The organism is Posidoniimonas polymericola (assembly GCF_007859935.1).
GTDB lineage: Bacteria > Planctomycetota > Planctomycetia > Pirellulales > Lacipirellulaceae > Posidoniimonas > Posidoniimonas polymericola.
This window is the reverse complement of record NZ_SJPO01000003.1, coordinates 287,545-307,022: the sequence shown is the minus strand read 5'-3', so window position 1 is coordinate 307,022 and position 19,478 is coordinate 287,545. Positions and strand designations below refer to the sequence as shown.

Here is a 19,478-nt window from a genome sequence, read left to right as displayed (position 1 = left end):
CATCCGTCGGACTGCCCCGCTGGTAGACTCTCCAACGGGTTCTCCGACAGATGTAATCTGTCGGCTACTGACCAACCACTGAGTCAATCCTCGATCTTCCGCACCTCGACCTTCCACTCGCTGACCACCCGCTTCCCTTCCTTCTCGCGGTAGTCGCCGTGCCAGACAGTGCGGGTGTCTTTCTTGCGTCGCAGCACCATCACGCCGTGGAGCGAGTCCTCGTCGTCGAAGTCGATGATCAGTTTCTCCTTGTTGCGGCGGTACTCGCCGATCCGTTTGACCTGGGTGGTGGGGAGCGGGACCTCGCCGGTGCTCTGCTGCAAAGCCTGCGCCCGGGCGCGGAGGCCGCCGCCTGCGTTGGGCGCGGTGAGCCGGCGGCCGACCTCGAAGACTGCCTCGCCCTCGGTGCGGAACCGGCCGGTGCGGTCCTTCGGCTTAGCCTCGCCCTCTTTGACGTGGCCGTCGTACTCGGCGGTGTACTCCCAGACCGTGCCCTCGAGGTCGTCGTTCGCGCGGCGGGGGCGCGTTTCCTGAGCTTCCCTGGCGCCGGACGCCCGACGCAGCTGGTCGAGCGGGCCGGCGAACGCCGCGATTGGGAGGAGAGCCACTAGACTGAGTATTGTAAAACGGAGCATGGAGTCCTTTGGGGCCAAGAGAAAAGAGGAACCACGGAGGACACGAAGAACACCAAGCAGGGGCCGGCGCGCCCTCTCCTTCGTGTTCTTTGTGCCCTTCGTGGTAGAGAACAGCTGCCTACAAGTATAGGACACGGATGTTCTGACCGAGAGTCTACAGCAGCCGCCAAATCACGCCCCGTGCACCAGGCTGCGGATGCGGTCGAGCACCTCGCGGATCGCCTGGGCGGTCTTGCCGGGGCGGCGGAACCAGAACTCGGCCGACAGCCAGAGCGGCATCCGCGACCGCTCGGGGACACTCGCCGCACGGCTCTGGTCGACGTTCGCCGAGAAGCGTTTGAGCCGGTCGGAGAACGGCGGGACGCGGCGGGGCTCGGCCTGCCGACGGACGCACCAGTCGACCTTGTACTTCACGGCGACCTTGTCGAGCGGCGCCCACAGGCAGAGCCGCCGCAGCGTCCGGGCGTAGTGCCGGGCGAACGCAGCCGGCATCGGCTGGTCGGCCAATTCGGCGAGCCGCTTGGTCGAGGTCGAGGTGCTGTAGCGGCCGAGCAGCCACACCGCCACCGGGGCGGCGGGCCGGTCGAGGCCGCGGAGGGCCAGCCAGCGGCGGAGGCCCGTGCGAGGGGCCTCTTCAGCCATGTCGCGGAAGATGGGCCGCAAGGAGAGGAGCAGCTCGGCGGCCGACTCGTGGGCTTGTTGCCGCTCCTTCAGCGCGGCGTCGAGCTGGTCGAGCAGCTCGATCACACCAAAATCCTGCGGCCGCATCACGCCCCAGTCCGACTTGACCGGTCGGCCGTAGGACAGCACGGCGTTGCGGTAGCGGCTGTAGTCGATGCCGTGGGCGTCGGGGGGCATGGCGTTGCTCGATTCGCTATGAACTCGCCGCGGGGCTATTAGCCGACGGATTACCTCCGTCGAACGGCGCCGCCGAAAGGCTCTCCACCTGGATCTCCGACAGATGTAATCTGTCGGCTGCTCCGAAATCGTCCCCCCCCGGCAGGGGGCGGGATTGAGGGAGGGGGTTTGTGTACGGGAGCGGTGTGTCAGCGGTTGAATTCGAAAGCAAGAAGTGGTTTGTACAGGACAGCACAATGTAACGGAGAACGATGCACCCTCCCCCCATAAAGCTCACCCGGGCCTCCCCCAGAGAGGGAGAGGGATTGCTCGCCCCCATTCTACCCGATGCGGCTAGGCGAAATACAGATCGACCACCAGCACCACCAGCATGGCGGCGCCGGCGATCAGCTTGCCGGCCGTGCCCCACAGGCGGCCCCAGAAGGCGCCCTGCCCGACCGCCAGGCTGGGAGCGGCAGGCCCGCGGGCCCATTTCTCGCCGAGGTAGGCCCCCACGAACGCGCCGATCGCGCTGCCGAACAGCGCGGCGACCATGCTGCCAATCAGCGGCACCGGCACACCGACAATGACCCCGGCGAGGCCGCCCACCATTGCGCCGACGACGGCCAACGCCACTGAGCGTTTGCTGGCGCCCTGCTTAGCCGCGCCCATCGCGCCGGCGGCAAACTCGACAAGCTCGCCCAACCCAGCCAGCACGGCCAGGATTATCAGCCCCTGCAGGCCGACGCCGAGCCCCTCGGGGCCGGTCACGCTGTAGGCGAACAACGCGGCGCCCCCCAGCACAATCCAGTTCCCCGGCAAACCGAAGAAATTGGTGAACCAGCCGAGGCCAGAAACGGTCAGCAGCAGCAGCGACCAGAGGTAGTATTGCCAGACGGGCATGCGGGTCGGGGGTTGGTGGCTAGTGGTTGGGCGGTTGGTTGGGGCGACGGTCTCAAGCGGTTCAGTATGGCAAGCCGGCTCGGAATGACCAATGTCTGATAGGGGCTGCCGGCCCTTGGCTCTCGGCTGCCGGCGGCTGCAACGCGGGTTTAACGCCGGCTAGCTGATGGCCGGCCGCCTAGCTGACGGCCGAGAGCTGAAAGCCGACCGCCCGATTGGTCATTATCCCCACCCGCGGCCTTTGCCTCGCCGCTGGGATCCTTACAATGGCGGGTTCGCCTTACCCACCCGACTATTGGCAAACCGACTGCCCTTCTTCTACTGCTCCCCCTATGCCGCCCAATCAGAAGTACATCTACCAGATCGCCGGCCTGACCAAGAAGCACGGCCAGCGCGAGATCCTCAAAGAGATTGACCTCGCCTTCTACCCCGGCGCCAAGATCGGCGTGCTGGGCCGCAACGGCGCGGGCAAGTCGACCCTGCTGCGCATCATGGCGGGCCTGGACAAGGAGTACGAGGGCAAGGCCGAGCTGGCCGACGGGTTCACGGTCGGCATGCTGGAGCAGGAGCCGCGCCTCAACCCCGACAAGGATGTCCGGGGCAACGTCGAGGAGGCGGTTGCGCACAAGCGCGAGGTGCTGGCCGAGTACGAGAAGATCGGTGAGCTGTACGCCGAGCCCGACGCCGACTACGAGAAGCTGGGCGCCCGGCAGGCGCAGCTCGACGACGAGATCAACGCCGGCAACCTGTGGGAACTCGACCGGCAGATCGAGATCGCGATGGACGCGATCAACACCCCGCCCGCCGATTCCGAGATCACCAAGCTGTCCGGCGGCGAGAAGCGCCGCGTGGCGCTCTGCAAGATCCTGCTCGAGCAGCCCGACCTGCTGCTGCTCGACGAGCCGACCAACCACCTGGACGCCGAGAGCATCCTGTGGTTGGAGCACCACCTGGCCCAGTACTCGGGCACGATCGTGGCGATCACCCACGACCGGTACTTCCTGGACAACGTGGCGCAGTGGATCCTGGAAATCGAGTACGGCCGCTGCATCCCGTTCGAGGGGAACTACTCGGCCTGGCTCGAGAAGAAGGCCAAGCTGCTCGAGACCCAGGAGAAGCAGAAGTCGGCCCGGCAGAAGACGCTCACCAAGGAGCTGGAGTGGATCCGCACCAACCCCAAGGGGCGGCAGACCAAGAACAAGGCCCGCATCAAGAACTACGAAGAGATGGCGGCCAAGGAGTACGAGGAGCGGCTGGATGAACTGGAGATCCAGATCCCGCCCGGCCCGCGGCTAGGCGACCAGGTCGTGGACGCGGTGAACCTGACCAAGTGCTTCGGCGACCGCGTCCTCTTCGAGAACGTGAACTTCCGCCTGCCGCCGGGCGGCATCGTGGGGATCATCGGCCCGAACGGCGCCGGCAAGACCACGCTCTTGAAGATGCTGATGGGCCAGGAGAAGCCGACCTCCGGCGAGCTGACCTTCGGCCCCACGGTCGAGCTCGGCTACGTCGACCAGTCGCGCGACACGCTGGACCCCGAAGCCACCGTCTGGGAGGAGATCTCCGGCGGCATGGACCTGATCGAGATGGGCAAGCGGCAGGTCAACAGCCGGGCGTACGTCTCGCGGTTCAACTTCCAGAAGTCGGACCAGCAGAAGAAGGTCGGCGTGCTGTCGGGCGGCGAGCGCAACCGCGTGCAGTTGGCCAAGCTGCTGCGCGGCGGCTCGAACGTGCTGATGCTCGACGAACCGACCAACGACCTCGACGTCGACACGCTGCGTTCGCTCGAGGAGGCGGTGGCCACGTTCGTCGGCTGCGCGATCGTCGTGAGCCACGACCGCTGGTTCCTCGACCGGCTGGCGACCCACATCCTCGCCTTCGAGGGGGACGGCTACGTCCACTGGTGCGAGGGCAACTTCTACGCCTACGAGCAGCAGAAGGCCGAACGCCTGGGCATCGACCCGGACGAGCCGAAGCGGTTCAAGTACAAGAAGCTGCAGCACTAGTTAAAAACGTCCAACGCCCACGCCGAAACGACCACCGGGCGTTCGGTCCCACGAAGGCCGCCGAGCCTTGCCTACGATCTTAGAAAACAGGGAGAGTTTTTGATGAGCGTTATCCGCGTCGGTTCGACCGAGCAGTTCGCCGACAATTGGGAGAACATCTTCAGCGGCAAGAAGACCGCGAAGAAGGCAACCACCAAGAAGAAGGTCGCCAAGAAGGCTCCGGCCAAGAAGGCGTCGTCGGCCAAGTCGACCAAGAAGAAGTCGGCCAAGAAGGCCGCTCCGAAGAAGACCGCCGCCAAGTCCACCGCCGCCGCGAGCGCCAAGAAGGCCGCCAAGAAGAAGGCCAACGCCAAGGCTGCTTCGAAGAAGGCCGCCCCCAACAAGGCCGCGGCCAAGTCGGCCAAGAAGAAGGTCGCCAAGAAGGCCCCGGCTGGAAAGAAGCCGGCGAAGAAGAAGACTGCGAAGAAGAAGTAGCCTCTCGCTGAGAGTCAGAATCAGCAGAGCCGCCGGCGGGAGCCGGCGGCTTTTTTTGTGCGCTCGCAATGCGGTGATTACGATGGGAGCCGGTGATGGTTCGTGCGCGGCGGAGCCGCGGCGCTTAGTAACCGCATGAAGCGCCGCGGCTCTGCCGCGTTGCGGGAGCTTGCTCGGTGATCCTTGGCTTTCACATTATTGTTTCGGCCTACGGCTTCTGGCTGCCGAACGATCCGCGTGGCTCGTGGTCAGAAGTGGTGCGTGAGTTCCCGCTGCGGCAGTACGGAGCGGCGACCAAGGTCAGCGTTAATCGAAATGTCGCCGCTGCCAAGCACGACTACCAGCTTAGGATGGCGGCGAAGCGTTCGCTGCGTTACCCGCCGGTGCAGTTCACCGGCAAACAAGCCGTGCTGATTGCGCAGGGATTCGCTACGGCAGTGCGAGAATCTGGCTACCGCGTGCACGCGCTGGCGATCCTGCCCGATCACACGCACTTGGTGTTGGGCTGGCAAACGAAGCCGGCCGAGCAGATCGCGCAGCACTTGAAATCCAAGGCGACCCGCGAACTTACCGCGGCCGATGAGCATCCACTGCAGGATCACCGCTCGCCCGGTGGCCGGGTCCCCTCGCCGTGGGGTCGGAAGCAGTGGATCCCGTTCATCAGCAGCGAATCGCATCTGCGGCGTGCGATCCGCTATGTGGAGCAGAACCCGGTTAAGGCCGGGCTGCGGCGGCAGCGGTGGAATCTGGTTGTGCCGTACGAGCCGTAGCACGCTGCAGCGCGGCGGAGCCGTTGGGTTGCAGCGCGGCAGAGCCGCGGCGCTTACTAGGCGCATGAAGCGCCGCGGCTCTGCCGCGCTGCCAACCGAACAGCCTAAGCCCTACCGAGAAACTCCCCGGTCCGGGTGTCCACCTTCACCACTTCCCCCTGCTTGAGGTACTCGGGGCCCTGGATCTGCAGCCCCGTTTCTAAGCTCAAGGGCTTGGTGCGGCCGGTGGCGGAGTTGCCCTTTACGCCGGGGTCGCACTGCGCGATGGTCAGCTCGACCGTGGCCGGGATGTTGATGCCGACGCACTCGTCGTTGTAGATCAGGGCCAAGAGCCCGTCCTGCCCCTCCTTCATGTACTGCAGCTCGTTGGCGCAGTCGTCCAGGGGGAGCGCGTACTGCTCGTAGGTCTCGGTGTCCATCAGGTGCAGGGCCTCGACGTCCTGGTACATGACGCTGACCTCGCGCTTCTTGAAGTCGGCGTCGTCGAGGCTCTCGGTCCCCTTGAGGGTGATGTCGACCTTGTTCTTGGTCACGACGTTCCGGGCGCGGAACTTGTACAGCGTGGCGCCGCCCCGCGCGGAGGGGGACTGCACCTGGATGCCCTCGATCAGGCAGGGGGCTTCGTTGTAGACGACAATCGTGCCGTTCTTGATGTCTTTGGCCAGCATAGTGGTGAGGGATCGCGGGTAGGGGTGGGGGATGGGTTGATGGTACTAGAGCAAAACCTCGCCGGCGGCGGGGTCGATCGCCAGGCCGCCGGTCAGGCTGGCCAGGGCCTCGACGACGCCGAGCAGCGTGGCGGGGTTGAGCGCCTCGAGGGCGATGTCGTCGGGTTCGTCCATGCTGAAGGTGGCCGCCTCGTCCATCCGCTCGAAGTGCATCACGTCGAGCCGGGCGTCGGCCCGCAGCAGCTGCGCCAGCACCTGGCTGTCGACCTGCTTCTGGAGGGTCTTGGCGAGCGCGGCGCTCTGCTCCATGACGGCGTCGCCCTCTTCGTAGCTGACCTCGAGCGCCGCGTTGTCCTCGGGCGCCTGCACCAGCACCGACTGGAACAGTCCGTCGTCGTTGGCGTTGAGGTTCTCCATCTCGAGCCGCGAGCCGGTGGAGCCGATGGCGGCCTCAACCTGGGTGAGGGTGGGCCGCTCGTGCCGCTGGAACAGCACGTAGTAGGTCTCGCGCCAGGCGAGCTCGTCGTCGGGCGCGGCGGCGGTGGCTAGCGGGTCCTCTCCGCCGCCGACCGCGCCGCCCAGCAGCTTGGCGAGCAGGTCGGCGGCGCCGCCGGCCAGTTCGGCGTCGTCGTCCGGGGCCTCTTCCTCGGACTCCTTGTCGTCGTCCTGGTCGTCGTCGCCGCCGACCAGGCCGAGCGCCTTGTCGGACCACTCGTCGCCGTAGTCGGGCGACTCGTCGTCGTCGTCGAAGTTGACCTCGGAGAAGCCGTCTTCTTCGCCGAAGCCTTCTTCGTCTTCGTAGAAGTCGTCATCGTCGTCGTAGTCGCTGGGCATGATGGTCGCTCGGCGTGGCCGCCAGGGATCGGGTGGGGGATAGAGAAATGGGCCGGGGCGGGGCCTACCAGTCCTCGTCGTCCGACATACCCATGCCGCCCTGCCAGGACTCGAGCTGCTGCAGCACCTCGCCCTGCTCGACCGGGTTGGCCCAGACGGTCTCGCCGTGCTCGAGGCGGACCTCGTAGCACCCCTCGCGGACGCAGTCTTCCTCGCCGCAGAAGTGGGGCGTGGCCGCCACCCACATGATGCGGTAGAGCGGGATGTTCTTGTCGTCGACGCGGCACATGATGGACATGAATTGACCTCTGGGCGACTAACCCTTGGCAGGGCGCTTTGAAATCAGCTCGGTGAAAACCGCTCGGTGTGCTTGACTGACTATCGCTAGCTTGATTGGCCCAGCTCGCGGGAACGCTCCGTGGCCGCCGTGACCGCCTCGGCTAGCGCGTGACGCACGCCGCACCGCTCGAGCGCCGCCAGGCCGGCGGCCGTGGTGCCGCCGGGGCTGACCACCTCGTCCCGCAGCACGGCGGGGTGCTTGCCGGTGGAGATCACCATCTCGGCGGCGCCCGCCACGGTGCGGGCGGCCAGCTGAGCGGCGACCGCCCGCGGCAGCCCGGCCCGGACCCCCGCGTCGGCGATCGCCTCGATGACAGTATACACGTAGGCGGGCCCGGAGCCCGAGACTCCGGTCACCGCGTCGAGCTGGTGCTCGGGCACCGGGTACGCCTCGCCTACCGCGCCGAGCAGCGTTTCCACCAGTCGGGCGTCGTCCTCGGTGGCGTGCTCGCCGAGCGCGAACGCGCAGGCGCCCTTGCCGATCAGGCACGGCGTGTTGGGCATCACGCGGACCAGCCGCACGCCACGCTTGAACGCCTTGGCGAGGTGCTCCAAGGTCACGCCGGCCGCCACCGACACCACCAGCGTCTGGGGCCGGACGGCGCTGCGGATCTCCGGCAGCACGGTGGCCATCACCTGCGGCTTGATCGACAGGATGAGCAGGTCTGACTGCTCAGCGACCGCGGTATTCGACTTGGTCGTCTCAACGCCCGGGATGCTCTCTGACAACTGCGCGAGCGTCTGCTCGGTCCGGGCGCTGGCCGAAATCTGGCCGGCCTTGGCCACACCAGCCCGAACGACGCCCTGGGCGATAGCAGACGCCATCTTGCCGGCGCCAATAAATCCAATCTTTCCCGAGATCATTTCCGACACGCAAACCCTTACTGGCTAACTGTTTTCTGCTAATCCCCCATTCTACGCTACGACCGCGGGGTCGCACAATCGCGTCGGAAAACGCCCAAACTGGCATGGACGCCCCCGCTGCCTTCTGGCAAACTCCGCCGCGCGTTTTCCGCATCCCCATGCGAAACCCCAACCTGCCATGAACCACTACCTACCCACGACCGCCCGCGGGGCGGCGCTGATCCTGCTGACCGCACTGCCGCTCGCCGCGCAGGAGCTCCCCACGGGCGGAGCCGCCGGCCCCACCGGCGAGCTGCCCGCCGCCAGCGAGGCCGAAGCCAAGTCGGGCGGCTGGCTGATGAGCTCGCCGCTGGTCGACGTCGGCTGGCCGGAACTCAAGATGCCCAAGGTCAATTGGAAGCCGTTCAGCGCGACCGACCCCGACGCCGCCCCCAAGCCGAACCCGATCACCCGCGTGACCCAAGCGACGCAGGGCGCGTTTCAACGCGGCCGCACGGCCTGGAACGGCGCGGTCGAGAAGATGAAGATCGGCCCGTTCCGCTCCAGCAAGCCCGACCAGCCGGCCGACGCCGAACCGAGCTTCTTCGCCAAGATGTTTGGCGGCCAGCAGGAGCCGCAGCGTTCGGAAACCGTCGCCGAGTTCATCGGGCAGGACCGCCCGACGATGCGCTAGCGGCTACGCCTCGGGATGCGCTAGCGGCTACTCGAAACAACTACTCTTGGTGCGACAACTCGCCGAGCCTGGCGAGCAGCCCACTCGCCGCGCCGGAGTCGATCGCCTCTGCCGCCTTGGTCGCCCCCTCCCGAGGGCCTTCGGCGATGCCGGCGATGATCAGCGCGGCCGCCGCGTTCAGCACCACGATGCCGCGCGACGCGCCGGAATTGCCGGCCAGCACCTCGCGGATCCGCTCGGCGCTCTGGGCCGGGGTCTCGATCAGCAGTTCGTCGAGCGGCCCGGGTTCGACGCCGAAGTCTGCGGGCGTCCACTCGTACTCGACGATCCCGTCGGGCGTGACGTCGGTAACATCGGTGACGCCGGTGATGGTGACGTCGCCCAGCCCGTCGCGACCCGACACGACCAGCGTGCGTTTGGCGCCGAGCTTCTGGATCGCTCCGGCCAGCAGCGGGCGGAGGTGCGGCAGCCCCGCGCCGAGCAGCTGGTGCTCGGCCCCGGCCGGGTTGGCCAGCGGCCCGAGCACGTTGAAGATGGTGCGGATGCCGAGCCGCTTGCGGACCGCGCCGACGTGCTTCATCGCGGGGTGCATCAGCGGCGCGAAGCAGAAGCAGAGGCCCAGCTCGTCGAGGCAGCGCTCGACCTGCTCGACCGAGGCCTCGATGTTGACGCCCAGCTCGGCCAGCACGTCGGCGGAGCCGCTGCGGCTGGTGATGCTGCGGTTGCCGTGCTTGGCGACCGGGGCGCCGGCCGCCGCGGCGACGATGGCCGCGGTGGTGCTGACGTTGAAGGTCTGCGATCCGCCCCCGCCGGTGCCGCAGGTGTCCACCAAACCGGTCCGCTCGGTCCGAATTGGGCGCATGTGCCTGCGCATTGCCGTGGCGGCTCCGGCGACCTCGTCGACGGTCTCGCCCTTGTGGGCCAGCGCAGTCAACAGCAGGGCGATCTGCTCGTCGGTGCAGCCGCCCTGCATGATGTGGTCGATGGCGGCGGCCATCTGGTCCCTTGTCAGGTCGCCGCCGGCGCTGACCTGGCCCAGCGTGTCGAGGAAGTTGATCGGGGGCATAGCGGGCCGCAGCAGGGAGTTTTTGGATTGCCTGAACACCGTGTTTCCACCATAAAGGGGGTAGCGGCTTCAGCAGCCGTCGATCGTAACGCCCCGGCACTGGTCTCCCAACCCCTCAGCGATTCATGCCGCGTAAAGTCATCCTCGACATGGACCCCGGCGTCGACGACGCGATCGCCCTCTGCGTGGCCCTGGCCGAGCCCGAGTTCGATCTGCTGGCGGTTACCGCGACCGGCGGCAACGTCGGGCCCAAGCAGGCGACCCTCAACGTGCAGACCATCATCGAGCAGGTCGACCCGGCCCGCTGGCCGCGGATCGGCGCCGCCACGCCCGACCAGCTCCTGCGGACCGACGCCCGTCACCTGATGGGGACAGACGGCTTCTGCGGCGCCAACTTCCCGGTCGCCGAACTCCACAACCGCCACAACAGCATCAAGGTCCTCTCCGACGAGATCCGCGGCGCCGCCGGCGAGGTCACCGTCATCGCCACCGGGCCGCTCAGCAACATCGCCTCGCTGCTGCAAGCCGAGCCCGACCTGGCGACCGAGATCGGCCACCTGATCATCCTCGGCGGCGCGGTCGCGGGCCCCGGCAACATCACGGCCGCGGCCGAGTTCAACATCTACTGCGACGCCGAGTCCGCCCGCCAGGTGTTCCAGTCGCCCGTCACCAAGACACTGATCCCGGTCGACGTCAGCAGCCAGGTGATGCTCGGGCTGGACGTGCTCGAGAAGCTCAAGCACAGCGGCAGCCGCACCGCCCAGTTCCTCTCAAAAATCCTGCCCAACGCGTTCCGCATGCAGCGTCAGGTGCTCGGCCTCGAGGCCCTCGCCGTGCACGACGTCGTGGCGGTGACCGCCGCGATGCACCCCAACCTGTTCACCACCGAGCCGCTGCACGGCGACGTCGAGACCGCCGGCGAGCTGACCCACGGGGCCACCGTGTTCGACCGCCGCATCGTCACCGACAGCCGCCCCAACATGGACGTCGCCGTGGACGTCGACGCTGATGGCGTGCTGCGGTACATCCTGGGTAGACTAGAGGCGGGCGTCTGACCCCGTTCGCTCCGTTCTCCCCTGCCGGCACGCTCTTCCCATGGCCATCCGTTTCCAGTGCAGCCAGTGCGGCGCCGGCTTCAAAGCGGGCGACTCGCAGGGCGGCATCGAGCTCCCCTGCCCCAAGTGCGGCGCCAACATCCGGGTGCCCTCGAATCACGACGGCCCAGCCGAAGCGGCCCTCGCCCCCCCCGACGACCCGCTCGACGAGACCGAGTCCGCTGGCTACGGCGACACGCTCGTAAACCCGTTTGTCGGCATCGGCGCCGAGATGGGCCCCGCCGATTCGACCAACCCGCCGCACGATGCCCCACTCGCTCCGCCCCCGCCTCCCCCGCCAACGCAGGCAGCTGCCGACACTCCCACTGCCGCGCCGACGGGCGGCGCCGCTATGGCCCCAACGCCAACGCGGCACGTCGTGCACGAGTACCTCTTCCCCCAGCTGCACGCGTCGTTCGCCGACAAACTGAAGCACGCGTTCCAATGGGGCATCGCGATTGGCGTGCTGGGGTTCTTTCTCTCCTTCACCGCAATCGTTTTGTCGTTCGTGTTTTCAATTAGCTTCGGATTGATCTCCGCCGCCATCGTCACCTTGGTGCGTTCGCTAGGTCTTTCCTAGCCTCCACCGGACGCCGGATCTTTAACGCCCTGCCCACGGCACGCCGCTCACAACATGCCCGGACTCTTTGACGGAACGCCGCTCGAGCGCCCGGTCACCTGCGACCGCTGCGGCCGCGAGTTGAGCGCGTGCAGCTGCCCCCCGGAAACTGCAAACAGCACCGGACCCCCGCCGCACGAGCAGCAGGTCCGCGTCCGTCGCGAGCGGCGCCGCGGCAAGTGGTCGACCGTCATCGCCGGGCTCGAGTCCGACGCCGCCGGACTCAAGCAGCTCCTCAGCGAGCTCCGCACTACGCTCGGCGCCGGCGGCGGCGTGTCGGACGGCGAGCTCGTGCTGCAGGGCGACCACCGCGACAAGGTGATCGCGCACCTCGCCACGCTCGGCTACCGCGCAAAGGCCTCCGGCGGCTGAATCGACCGCCACAACGCAGGCCCAATCGGGCGCTCGCCGCAGCGACTTCGTTGGACCGCACTGGTAGCACTTCCCCACCAGCATCGGCAGAGGAAGTTCGTCTGCAGGGCGTCCGCGTCTCACGGTATTCTGCCGCCATGGACGAACCACAAGGACTCCAAGGCACGAAGAACAGCCACCCCTGAGAAGTGTTCGCTGCTGCCGCACTTCGTGCCTTTGTGGCTCACTCCTGGAGTTTCCGCAGGCGGCTACCAGCTGGGCGGGGTGAGCTCAAGCGGGTCCTCCAACCGGCGCTGTTCTTCCTCGAGCCGGCGGAAGAGCCGCTCGACCACCGGCCGCAGCTCGGCGCGGTCGGACAGGTCCGTCATCTCCTCGGGGTCGTCGTCGAGGTTGAACAGGAGGAACCGCGGAACCTGTGGGTAGACGATCAGCTTCCACGGACCGACAAGGATCGCCCGCTGCCGGTCGAGGTAGGAGCCGTAGATCGCCTCTCTGCCGGCCGGTTCGGCGTCGCCCGCTTCCTGGCCACCGATCAGCGGCAGCAGGCTCTGAAAGCCCGTTCCTTGAGAGTCCGCGCCGGCCAACTCCAGCGTCGTCGGCACGACGTCCTGCATGTAGACCCGCTGCGACACCCGCTCGCCGGCGGGCATCCCCGGGCCGGCGACCACCAGCGGCGGCCGCAGGCTGTGCTCGTACATGCTCTGCTTGCCCATCAGGCCGTGCCGCCCGATCGCCAACCCGTGGTCGGACGTGAACACGATGTAGGTGCTCTCCCGCAGCCCAAGCTCACCGAGCGAGGCCAGAATGCGGCCGATCTGCGCGTCGAGGTGCGAGATCAGCGCCGCGTACTCGGCGCGGTGCACGCGGACGGCGTGCTCGGTCCGCGGGAACGGCGCGAGCCGCTCGTCGCGAAGCCCGCGGCCGGCGCCGATCGCCTCGGCGTCGGGGTACTCGGGCAGGAAGCTGGCGGGCACGTCCATCTGATCGGGCGGGTACATCGCCAGGTACTCGGCCGGCGACTGCCGCGGGTCGTGCGGCGCGTTGAAGGCCGCGTACAGGAAGAACGGCCGGTCGCCGCCGGCGCTCTCTTCGATCATGGCGACGGCGTCGTCGGCGACCACCTCCGACCAGTGCCGGCCCCCCTTCCAGTAGCCGCCGAGCGCCGGGTCGGCCGGGTCGAACGGGTCGGGCCGATCCGCGAGGGGCCGGTCGTACATCGCCGGCCTGGCGCCCGCCATCCCCGGCCGCACGTGCCGCACGTCGTCGAACACTCGGTGCGGGTCGACCTGGACGTGCCACTTGCCGGTCATGCAGGTGTGGTAGCCGGCCGCCTGCATCCGCTGCGGCCACGACCGGGCGGGCTCGACGTAGCGGGCCTCGAGGAAGCGCTGGTCCCGCTTGGCGCGCCACAGCATCTGGCCGGTGAACAGCATCGTGCGGCTGGCGACGCACACCGCGCCGGACCAGCTGCCGGGGTTGTACGCGTGGGTGAAGGTCACCCCCTCGTGCACCAGCCGGTCGAGGTGGGGCGTCTGGAGTTCTTGCCAGCCGAGCGCGTGCACCGCGTCGTACGCCTGGTCGTCGGTCAGCAGGAAGAGGATGTTTGGCTTGTCGGCGGCGCCCGCAGGAACGGCGGCCGCCAAGACCAACAACACAGCAGTCGCAAGCTTCATCCCATACGCCCCGGTTCATGGTCGCGGTCGTCAACGAAAGCGGACGCGATTATCGAGGACCCGCCGGGCGAAAGCCACGCTAATCAAAGTATTGCGAGGCAATTAGCGCGAGATGTTTTTGGAATGAATTTCTGGGATTTAAGATGAACTAGCGTCCGGTGGGCAAGAAGCTGCCACGCGCCGAGCTTGCCCCGCCCAAGCCGCGAGTCGAGAACGGGGACTGGCTCGCCGCGTTTAAACAGTGCGAACCCAGTCGGCCACGACGACGCGGCGTGCCTGTCCCCGTTTTCGACGGGCTACTCCACACTCGCCCCCCGCTGGAAAAGGGGACAGGCACGCGACCGCCGTCGCGCCGCTGAGATTGCCACCCGCTGCCCGGCGGTCGCGAGCCAGTCCCCTATTCCAGCTCACCGCGCCGGGACTGGCCCTTTTGCTTGGTGTCTTCGTGCCTTCGTGGTTCCTCAAGCCGGGAACTACGCCTCGTACCCCAGGTTCGGGCTCAGCCACCGCTCGACCTCGGCGACCGGCATGCCCTTGCGGCGGGCGTAGTCCTCGACCTGGTCCTTCGTCAGCCGGTCGACGGCGAAGTAGCGGGCCTCGGGGTGGGCGAAGTACAGGCCGCTGACGCTGGACGCGGGGTGCATGGCGTAGCTCTCGGTGAGCGTGATGCCGGTCGCCTTCTCGGCGTCGAGCAGGTCGAACAGCGTCCGCTTCTCGGTGTGGTCTGGCTGCGCGGGGTAGCCGGCGGCCGGGCGGATGCCGCGGTACTTCTCGGCGATCAGGTCCTCGCTGCTCAGCCCCTCCTCCTTGCCGTAGCCCCAGTCGGCCCGGGCCTGGGCGTGCAGGCACTCGGCGAAGGCCTCGGCCAGGCGGTCGGCGAGCGCCTTGACCATGATGCTGTTGTAGTCGTCGTGGTCCTTGAGGTACTTGGCGGACAGCTCGTCGCAGCCGAGGCCCGCGGTGACCGCGAAGCCGCCGAGGTAGTCGAGCCGTCCCGAGTCGACCGGCGCGATGTAGTCGGCCAGCGAGCGGAACGCCGTCTGGCCCTTCCGCTCCCACTGCTGCCGCAGCGCGTGGAACCGGCACCGCTCGCCGGCGCCGTCGAGGTCCGTGAAGACGACAATGTCGTCGCCGATGGAGTTGGCCGGGAAGAACCCGTACACGCCCTTGGCCGTGAACAGCTTCTCGCTGACGATCTGGTCGAGCAGCTGCTGGGCGTCGTCGAACAGCTTCTTGGCCTCCACGCCCAGGTTCGGGTCGTCGAAGATCCGCGGGTGCTTGCCCTTCATCTCCCAGGTCATGAAGAACGGCGACCAGTCGATGTAGTCGCGGAGCTTCTCGAGCGGGAAGTCGTCGAGCTGCCTCACGCCGACGAACGACGGCTCCGGGATGTCGACGCTCGCCCAGTCGGTGGCGAAGCGGTTCTCCAGCGCGTGCTGGTACGACACCAGGTTCGCGGAGGAACGCTTGTTGTAGCCCGCCAGCAGTTCGGCCTGCAGCCGGCGGTTCTCTTCCTCCAGCGCGGGGCGATTGTCCTTGCTGAGCAGCTTCTCAACCACGCCGACGCTGCGCGACGCGTCGAGCACGTGGATGACGTTGCCCGAGTAGTGCGGGGCGATCTTCACCGCGGTGTGCTTGGCGCTGGTCGTGGCGCCGCCGATCAAGAGCGGCGTGTTCAGCTGGAGCCGCTCGAGCTCCTTGGCGAAGTGCACCATCTCGTCGAGGCTCGGCGTGATCAGGCCCGACAGCCCGATGATGTCGACGCCCTCCTTGCTGGCCGCCTCGAGGATAGTCTCGGCCGGGCACATGACGCCCATGTCGATCACATCAAAGCTGTTGCAGCCGAGCACCACGCCGACAATGTTCTTGCCGATGTCGTGCACGTCGCCCTTGACGGTGGCCATCAGCACCCGGCCGCGGGACGTGCCGGCCGTGCCGGCGGCCTCCTTCTCGGCCTCCATGAACGGGAACAGGTACGCGACCGCCTTCTTCATCACGCGGGCGCTCTTGACCACCTGCGGCAGGAACATCTTGCCGGCGCCGAACAGGTCGCCGACCGTGCTCATGCCGTCCATCAGCGGGCCCTCGATGATGTCGAGGCACTTCGGGTACTTCTGCCGGGCCTCCTCGGTGTCCTCGTCGATGTGCTTGACGATGCCCTTGATCAACGCGTGCTGCAGCCGCTTCTCGACCGGCTCGCTGCGCCAGGCGTCGTCCTGGACGTTCACCTTGCCCCCCTGCCCCTTCACCTTCTCGGCGAAGTCGATGAGCTTTTCGGTGGCTTCCGGGTCGCGGTTGAGGATCACGTCCTCGACCAGCTTCTTCAGCTCGGGCTCGATCTCGTCGTACACGACCAGCTGGCCGGCGTTGACGATGCCCATATCGAGCCCCGCCTGGATCGCGTGGTACAGGAAGACGCTGTGCATCGCCTCGCGGACGTGGTCGTTTCCGCGGAAGCTGAACGATATGTTCGACACGCCGCCGGAGACCTTCGCGCCCGGGCAGACCTGCTTGATCTGGCGGGTCGCCTCGATGAAGTTGACGGCGTACGGGTTGTGCTCCTCGATGCCGGTGGCGACCGTAAGGATGTTCGGGTCGAAGATGATGTCCTCGGGCGGGAAGCCGGCCCCGCCCTCTTCCCTGGCACGGGTCAGCAGGTCGTACGCCCGCTTGCAGATGCGGACCTTCTCGTCGGCCTCGGCGGCCTGGCCCTGCTCGTCGAAGGCCATCACAACCGCGGCGGCGCCGTACTGGCGGCACAGGCGGGCGCGGCGGAGGAACTCCTCCTCGCCGTCCTTGAGGCTGATCGAGTTGACGATCGCCTTGCCCTGCACGGCCTGCAGGCCGGCCTCGAGGACCGACCACTTGCTGCTGTCGATCATCACGGGGACTTTTGCAATGTCGGTCTCGCCGGCGATCAGCCGCAGGAACCGCTGCATCTCGGCCTCGCTGTCCAGCAGGCCCTCGTCCATGTTGACGTCGATCACGTTGGCGCCGTTCTCGACCTGCTCGCGGGCGACCTCGATCGCCTCCTCGTAGTTCTCCGACTTGATGAGCCGGGCGAACTTCTTGCTGCCGGTGACGTTGGTCCGCTCGCCGATCATCAGGAAGTTGCTCTCGGGGCGCAGCTCCATCGGCTGCGTGCCGGACAGGCGCAGACGCGGCGCGACCGTGGTGGTCTTGTGCGGCGTGACGCCCTTCACCGCTTCGGCGAACGCGGCGATGTGGGCCGGCGTGGTGCCGCAGCAGCCGCCGAGGATGTTGACCCAGCCCTGCTCGGCGAACTCGCCGACCATCGGCGCCATCTTCGCCGGGTCGAGGTCGAACTCGCCCATCTCGTTCGGCAGGCCGGCGTTGGGGTAGCAGCTAATGGCGACGTCGGCCACGCGCTGCAACTCTTCCAGGTGCGGGCGCATCACGTCGGGGCCGAGCGCGCAGTTCATGCCCACCGAGAAGAGCGGGAAGTGGGACACCGCGTTCCAGAACGCCTCGACCGACTGGCCGGAGACGAACGTGCCGCCCCCCTTGTCGAACGTGCCCGACGCCATCACCGGCACCCGGCAGCCGAGGTCGTCGAAGACCCGCTCGATGGCGAACAGGCACGCCTTGAGGTTGAGCGTGTCGATCACGGTCTCGGCCAGCAGGATGTCGACCCCCGCCTCGACCATCGCCCGGGCCTGCTGGTAGTACGAGTCGACCATCTCCATGAACACGACGTCGCGGTGGCTGGGGTCGTCGACGCGGGTCGAGATGGCCATCTGCTTGGAGGTCGGCCCGATCGACCCGGCGACGAACCGCGGCTTGTCGGGCGTCCGCTCGGTGAACTCCGCCGCGGCCTGCTTGGCGAGGCGCACCGCGGCGGTGTTGATCTCGCGCCCGAGGGCCGAGGCGTCGACGCCGGCCTCGGCGAACTCGAAGTCGAGCATCCCGACCGGGCTGGCCCCGAAGGAGTTGGTCTCGATAATGTCCGAGCCCGCCTCGAGGTACGCGCGGTGGATCCCCAGGATCGCGTCCGGCTTCGTGAGGCAGAGCAGGTCGCCGAAGTTCTTCAGCTCCTTGTGGTGGTCGGCGAACCGCTCGCCACGGACGTCGGCCTCGCCGATGCCGAGCTTCTGGATTTCGACCCCCATGGCCCCGTCCAGGAGCAGGATCCGCTCAGAAGTGAGGGTCTGGAGTTCGGCGGTGCGGTCGGGCGTGGCGGTCTGCGTCATGGGTGGGCTCGCGCGATCGTGAGTCTCGTTTGCGCGGGAGGGCGACAGACACCCGCCCGGGCGGTTGGTAGGATGGATCGATAAGCGTATCAGTGTATCCGGGCAGGAGTTAGCGCTACAGGGCTCCCCCGCCAAATCCGCGCGGCCGCTCGCACGGCCCGGCGCCAACCAATCCCGACGCCATGAAGCTTTACAAGGTTCATCAACAGCTCGCCGACTGCCCGCTGGCCGACCCGGCCGCCGAGGTCCACAAGCAGCTCGACGCGATGCTGGCCGCCGGCCACGTCGTGCCGCAGGGCGAGGTCGCGATCACGGCCGGCAGCCGCGGCATCGACAACATCGCCGCCATCACCCGCGCGGCGGGCGACTGGCTCAAGGCCCACGGCGCCAGCCCGTTCATCGTGCCGGCGATGGGCTCGCACAACGGCGCCACCGGCCCGGGCCAGCAGGCGATGGTCGAGTCGCTCGGCATGACCGAAGAGGCGATGGGCATGCCGATCCGCGCCAGCATGGAGTGCGTGAAGGTGGGCGAGGTCTCGACGGGCGATGTCTGGATGGATCGGCACTGCTACGAGTCGGCCGGCACGCTGGTCCTCAACCGCGTGAAGCTGCACACCTGCTTCAGCGGGCCGGTGCAGAGCGGGCTGACCAAGATGATGGTGGTCGGCATGGGCAAGATTAAATCGGCCCAGACGTTCCACACCGCGCACTCATTCGACATGAAGCACATGCTGCTGGAGATGGGCCGCGTGCTGGTCGACAGCGGCAAGATCTGGGCCGGCCTGGCGCTGTTGGAGGACGGCTTCGACAAGACCGCCGAGATCCACGCCGTGCCGGCAGCCGACATCCTGGAGGAGGAGCCGCGCCTGCTCGAGAAGCACCGCACCTACTTCCCGAGCCTGCCGGTCGATGACATCGACGTGCTGGTTGTCGACGAGATCGGCAAGACCTACAGCGGCACCGGCATGGACACCAACGTCATCGGCTACCGCGGCGTGCGCGGCGGCGAGGACCTCGACCGCCCGCGGGTCAAGCACATCGCCGCCCTCAACCTAGTCGAGGCGTCCAAGGGGAACGCGATCGGCGTCGGCCTGGCCGACTTCATCACCCGCCGCCTGCGGGACGCGATCGACGAAAGCAAGACCTTCATCAACGTCTACACCACCGGCGACATGGAGCGGGCCAAGATCCCCGCCACCCTGGCCGACGACGAGGAGGTGGTCGGCAAGATCCGCGACCGCTACGGCGACTCCGGCTGGATGTTTGTCCCGAACACGCTGCACCTGGGAACCATCTACGTCACCGAGGACCTGGTCGAGGCCGTCAAACGGAATCCGATCTGCACGGTCGACCCCGAGCCGGTCGAGCTGAGCTTCGCCGACGGCCGGCATCAGTTGGCGTGGTCGTAGCTGAGCCCCCCTGCCGTTGAGAGGGATTCTT

At 67.5% G+C, this 19,478-nt stretch carries 18 protein-coding genes; 8 read left to right on the top strand and 10 right to left on the bottom strand.

Annotation, left to right across the window (positions count from 1 at the left end; all coding sequences use genetic code 11):
- Nucleotides 1–83: 83 nt before the first annotated feature.
- The 3 genes from Pla123a_RS08000 to Pla123a_RS07990 form a co-directional block, all read right to left on the bottom strand.
- Nucleotides 84–608, bottom strand: coding sequence for a hypothetical protein (locus Pla123a_RS08000; protein ID WP_146585661.1), 525 nt, complete (start codon nt 606–608; stop codon nt 84–86).
- A gap of 198 nt (nt 609–806) precedes the next feature.
- A complete protein-coding gene (locus tag Pla123a_RS07995; protein WP_146585659.1) occupies nt 807–1,493 on the bottom strand; it encodes a hypothetical protein in 687 nt (228 codons plus the stop codon).
- A gap of 333 nt (nt 1,494–1,826) precedes the next feature.
- Nucleotides 1,827–2,375, bottom strand: coding sequence for a DUF456 domain-containing protein (locus Pla123a_RS07990; RefSeq protein WP_146585657.1), 549 nt, complete (start codon nt 2,373–2,375; stop codon nt 1,827–1,829).
- A gap of 332 nt (nt 2,376–2,707) precedes the next feature.
- On the opposite strand from Pla123a_RS07990, the gene ettA reads away from it, so the two are divergent.
- The 3 genes from ettA (at nt 2,708) to Pla123a_RS07975 (ending at nt 5,625) form a co-directional block, all read left to right on the top strand.
- Complete coding sequence (ettA, locus tag Pla123a_RS07985) at nt 2,708–4,381, top strand: energy-dependent translational throttle protein EttA (protein WP_146585655.1); 1,674 nt, start codon at nt 2,708–2,710, stop codon at nt 4,379–4,381.
- A gap of 102 nt (nt 4,382–4,483) precedes the next feature.
- Nucleotides 4,484–4,855, top strand: a complete 372-nt coding sequence (locus tag Pla123a_RS07980; RefSeq protein WP_146585653.1) for a hypothetical protein — start codon at nt 4,484–4,486, stop codon at nt 4,853–4,855.
- 176 nt (nt 4,856–5,031) lie between these two features.
- On the top strand, nt 5,032–5,625 hold the full coding sequence (locus tag Pla123a_RS07975; RefSeq protein ID WP_146585651.1) for a hypothetical protein: 594 nt from the start codon (nt 5,032–5,034) through the stop codon (nt 5,623–5,625).
- A 104-nt stretch (nt 5,626–5,729) separates the two neighbouring features.
- Here the strand turns inward: Pla123a_RS07975 and Pla123a_RS07970 are convergent, their stop codons facing one another.
- The 4 genes from Pla123a_RS07970 to proC all read right to left on the bottom strand — a co-directional run bounded on the left by Pla123a_RS07970 (nt 5,730) and on the right by proC (nt 8,330).
- On the bottom strand, nt 5,730–6,293 hold the full coding sequence (locus Pla123a_RS07970; protein ID WP_146585649.1) for an elongation factor P: 564 nt from the start codon (nt 6,291–6,293) through the stop codon (nt 5,730–5,732).
- 45 nt (nt 6,294–6,338) lie between these two features.
- Nucleotides 6,339–7,127 carry a hypothetical protein gene (locus Pla123a_RS07965; protein WP_146585647.1) on the bottom strand — a complete coding sequence of 263 codons (789 nt, stop codon included), beginning with the start codon at nt 7,125–7,127 and terminating at the stop codon, nt 6,339–6,341.
- A gap of 64 nt (nt 7,128–7,191) precedes the next feature.
- Entirely contained in the window at nt 7,192–7,425 is a 234-nt protein-coding gene (locus tag Pla123a_RS07960) for a hypothetical protein (protein WP_146585645.1), read from the bottom strand.
- Between the two features lie 86 nt (nt 7,426–7,511).
- Nucleotides 7,512–8,330, bottom strand: a complete 819-nt coding sequence (proC, locus tag Pla123a_RS07955) for a pyrroline-5-carboxylate reductase (protein ID WP_146585643.1) — start codon at nt 8,328–8,330, stop codon at nt 7,512–7,514.
- 178 nt (nt 8,331–8,508) lie between these two features.
- On the opposite strand from proC, the gene Pla123a_RS07950 reads away from it, so the two are divergent.
- On the top strand, nt 8,509–9,003 hold the full coding sequence (locus Pla123a_RS07950) for a hypothetical protein (protein ID WP_146585641.1): 495 nt from the start codon (nt 8,509–8,511) through the stop codon (nt 9,001–9,003).
- Between the two features lie 40 nt (nt 9,004–9,043).
- Here the strand turns inward: Pla123a_RS07950 and trpD are convergent, their stop codons facing one another.
- Complete coding sequence (gene trpD, locus Pla123a_RS07945) at nt 9,044–10,069, bottom strand: anthranilate phosphoribosyltransferase (RefSeq protein WP_146585639.1); 1,026 nt, start codon at nt 10,067–10,069, stop codon at nt 9,044–9,046.
- Between the two features lie 125 nt (nt 10,070–10,194).
- Between trpD and Pla123a_RS07940 the strand changes: the two genes are divergently transcribed.
- The 3 genes from Pla123a_RS07940 to Pla123a_RS07930 are packed head-to-tail and all read left to right on the top strand — an operon-like array spanning nt 10,195 to nt 12,154.
- Complete coding sequence (locus Pla123a_RS07940; protein ID WP_146585637.1) at nt 10,195–11,124, top strand: nucleoside hydrolase; 930 nt, start codon at nt 10,195–10,197, stop codon at nt 11,122–11,124.
- Nucleotides 11,125–11,164: 40 nt separating this feature from the next.
- Nucleotides 11,165–11,743 (top strand): hypothetical protein, encoded by a 579-nt coding sequence (locus Pla123a_RS07935; RefSeq protein ID WP_146585635.1) that lies wholly within the window; start codon nt 11,165–11,167, stop codon nt 11,741–11,743.
- Nucleotides 11,744–11,797: 54 nt separating this feature from the next.
- Entirely contained in the window at nt 11,798–12,154 is a 357-nt protein-coding gene (locus Pla123a_RS07930) for a translation initiation factor (protein ID WP_146585633.1), read from the top strand.
- A gap of 248 nt (nt 12,155–12,402) precedes the next feature.
- On the opposite strand, the gene Pla123a_RS07925 is transcribed toward Pla123a_RS07930, so the two are convergent.
- Nucleotides 12,403–13,827 (bottom strand): sulfatase-like hydrolase/transferase, encoded by a 1,425-nt coding sequence (locus Pla123a_RS07925; protein ID WP_146585631.1) that lies wholly within the window; start codon nt 13,825–13,827, stop codon nt 12,403–12,405.
- 473 nt (nt 13,828–14,300) lie between these two features.
- Nucleotides 14,301–18,038 carry a methionine synthase gene (gene metH / locus Pla123a_RS07920; RefSeq protein ID WP_146585629.1) on the bottom strand — a complete coding sequence of 1,246 codons (3,738 nt, stop codon included), beginning with the start codon at nt 18,036–18,038 and terminating at the stop codon, nt 14,301–14,303.
- A 182-nt stretch (nt 18,039–18,220) separates the two neighbouring features.
- Between metH and Pla123a_RS07915 the strand changes: the two genes are divergently transcribed.
- On the top strand, nt 18,221–19,447 hold the full coding sequence (locus tag Pla123a_RS07915) for a DUF2088 domain-containing protein (protein ID WP_146585627.1): 1,227 nt from the start codon (nt 18,221–18,223) through the stop codon (nt 19,445–19,447).
- Nucleotides 19,448–19,478 lie beyond the last annotated feature (31 nt).

Excerpts from the sequence above, each read along its gene's own strand:
- Pla123a_RS07950 (WP_146585641.1), top strand. The coding sequence starts at position 8,509 with ATGAACCACTACCTACCCACGACCGCCCGCGGGGCGGCGCTGATCCTG.
- Pla123a_RS07990 (WP_146585657.1), bottom strand. The coding sequence starts at position 2,375 with ATGCCCGTCTGGCAATACTACCTCTGGTCGCTGCTGCTGCTGACCGTT.
- Pla123a_RS07995 (WP_146585659.1), bottom strand. The coding sequence starts at position 1,493 with ATGCCCCCCGACGCCCACGGCATCGACTACAGCCGCTACCGCAACGCC.
- Pla123a_RS07970 (WP_146585649.1), bottom strand. The coding sequence starts at position 6,293 with ATGCTGGCCAAAGACATCAAGAACGGCACGATTGTCGTCTACAACGAA.
- Pla123a_RS07925 (WP_146585631.1), bottom strand. The coding sequence starts at position 13,827 with ATGAAGCTTGCGACTGCTGTGTTGTTGGTCTTGGCGGCCGCCGTTCCT.
- trpD (WP_146585639.1), bottom strand. The coding sequence starts at position 10,069 with ATGCCCCCGATCAACTTCCTCGACACGCTGGGCCAGGTCAGCGCCGGC.
- metH (WP_146585629.1), bottom strand. The coding sequence starts at position 18,038 with ATGACGCAGACCGCCACGCCCGACCGCACCGCCGAACTCCAGACCCTC.
- Pla123a_RS07965 (WP_146585647.1), bottom strand. The coding sequence starts at position 7,127 with ATGCCCAGCGACTACGACGACGATGACGACTTCTACGAAGACGAAGAA.
- Pla123a_RS07930 (WP_146585633.1), top strand. The coding sequence starts at position 11,798 with ATGCCCGGACTCTTTGACGGAACGCCGCTCGAGCGCCCGGTCACCTGC.
- proC (WP_146585643.1), bottom strand. The coding sequence starts at position 8,330 with ATGATCTCGGGAAAGATTGGATTTATTGGCGCCGGCAAGATGGCGTCT.
- Pla123a_RS07980 (WP_146585653.1), top strand. The coding sequence starts at position 4,484 with ATGAGCGTTATCCGCGTCGGTTCGACCGAGCAGTTCGCCGACAATTGG.
- Pla123a_RS07940 (WP_146585637.1), top strand. The coding sequence starts at position 10,195 with ATGCCGCGTAAAGTCATCCTCGACATGGACCCCGGCGTCGACGACGCG.
- Pla123a_RS07915 (WP_146585627.1), top strand. The coding sequence starts at position 18,221 with ATGAAGCTTTACAAGGTTCATCAACAGCTCGCCGACTGCCCGCTGGCC.
- Pla123a_RS07935 (WP_146585635.1), top strand. The coding sequence starts at position 11,165 with ATGGCCATCCGTTTCCAGTGCAGCCAGTGCGGCGCCGGCTTCAAAGCG.
- Pla123a_RS07960 (WP_146585645.1), bottom strand. The coding sequence starts at position 7,425 with ATGTCCATCATGTGCCGCGTCGACGACAAGAACATCCCGCTCTACCGC.
- ettA (WP_146585655.1), top strand. The coding sequence starts at position 2,708 with ATGCCGCCCAATCAGAAGTACATCTACCAGATCGCCGGCCTGACCAAG.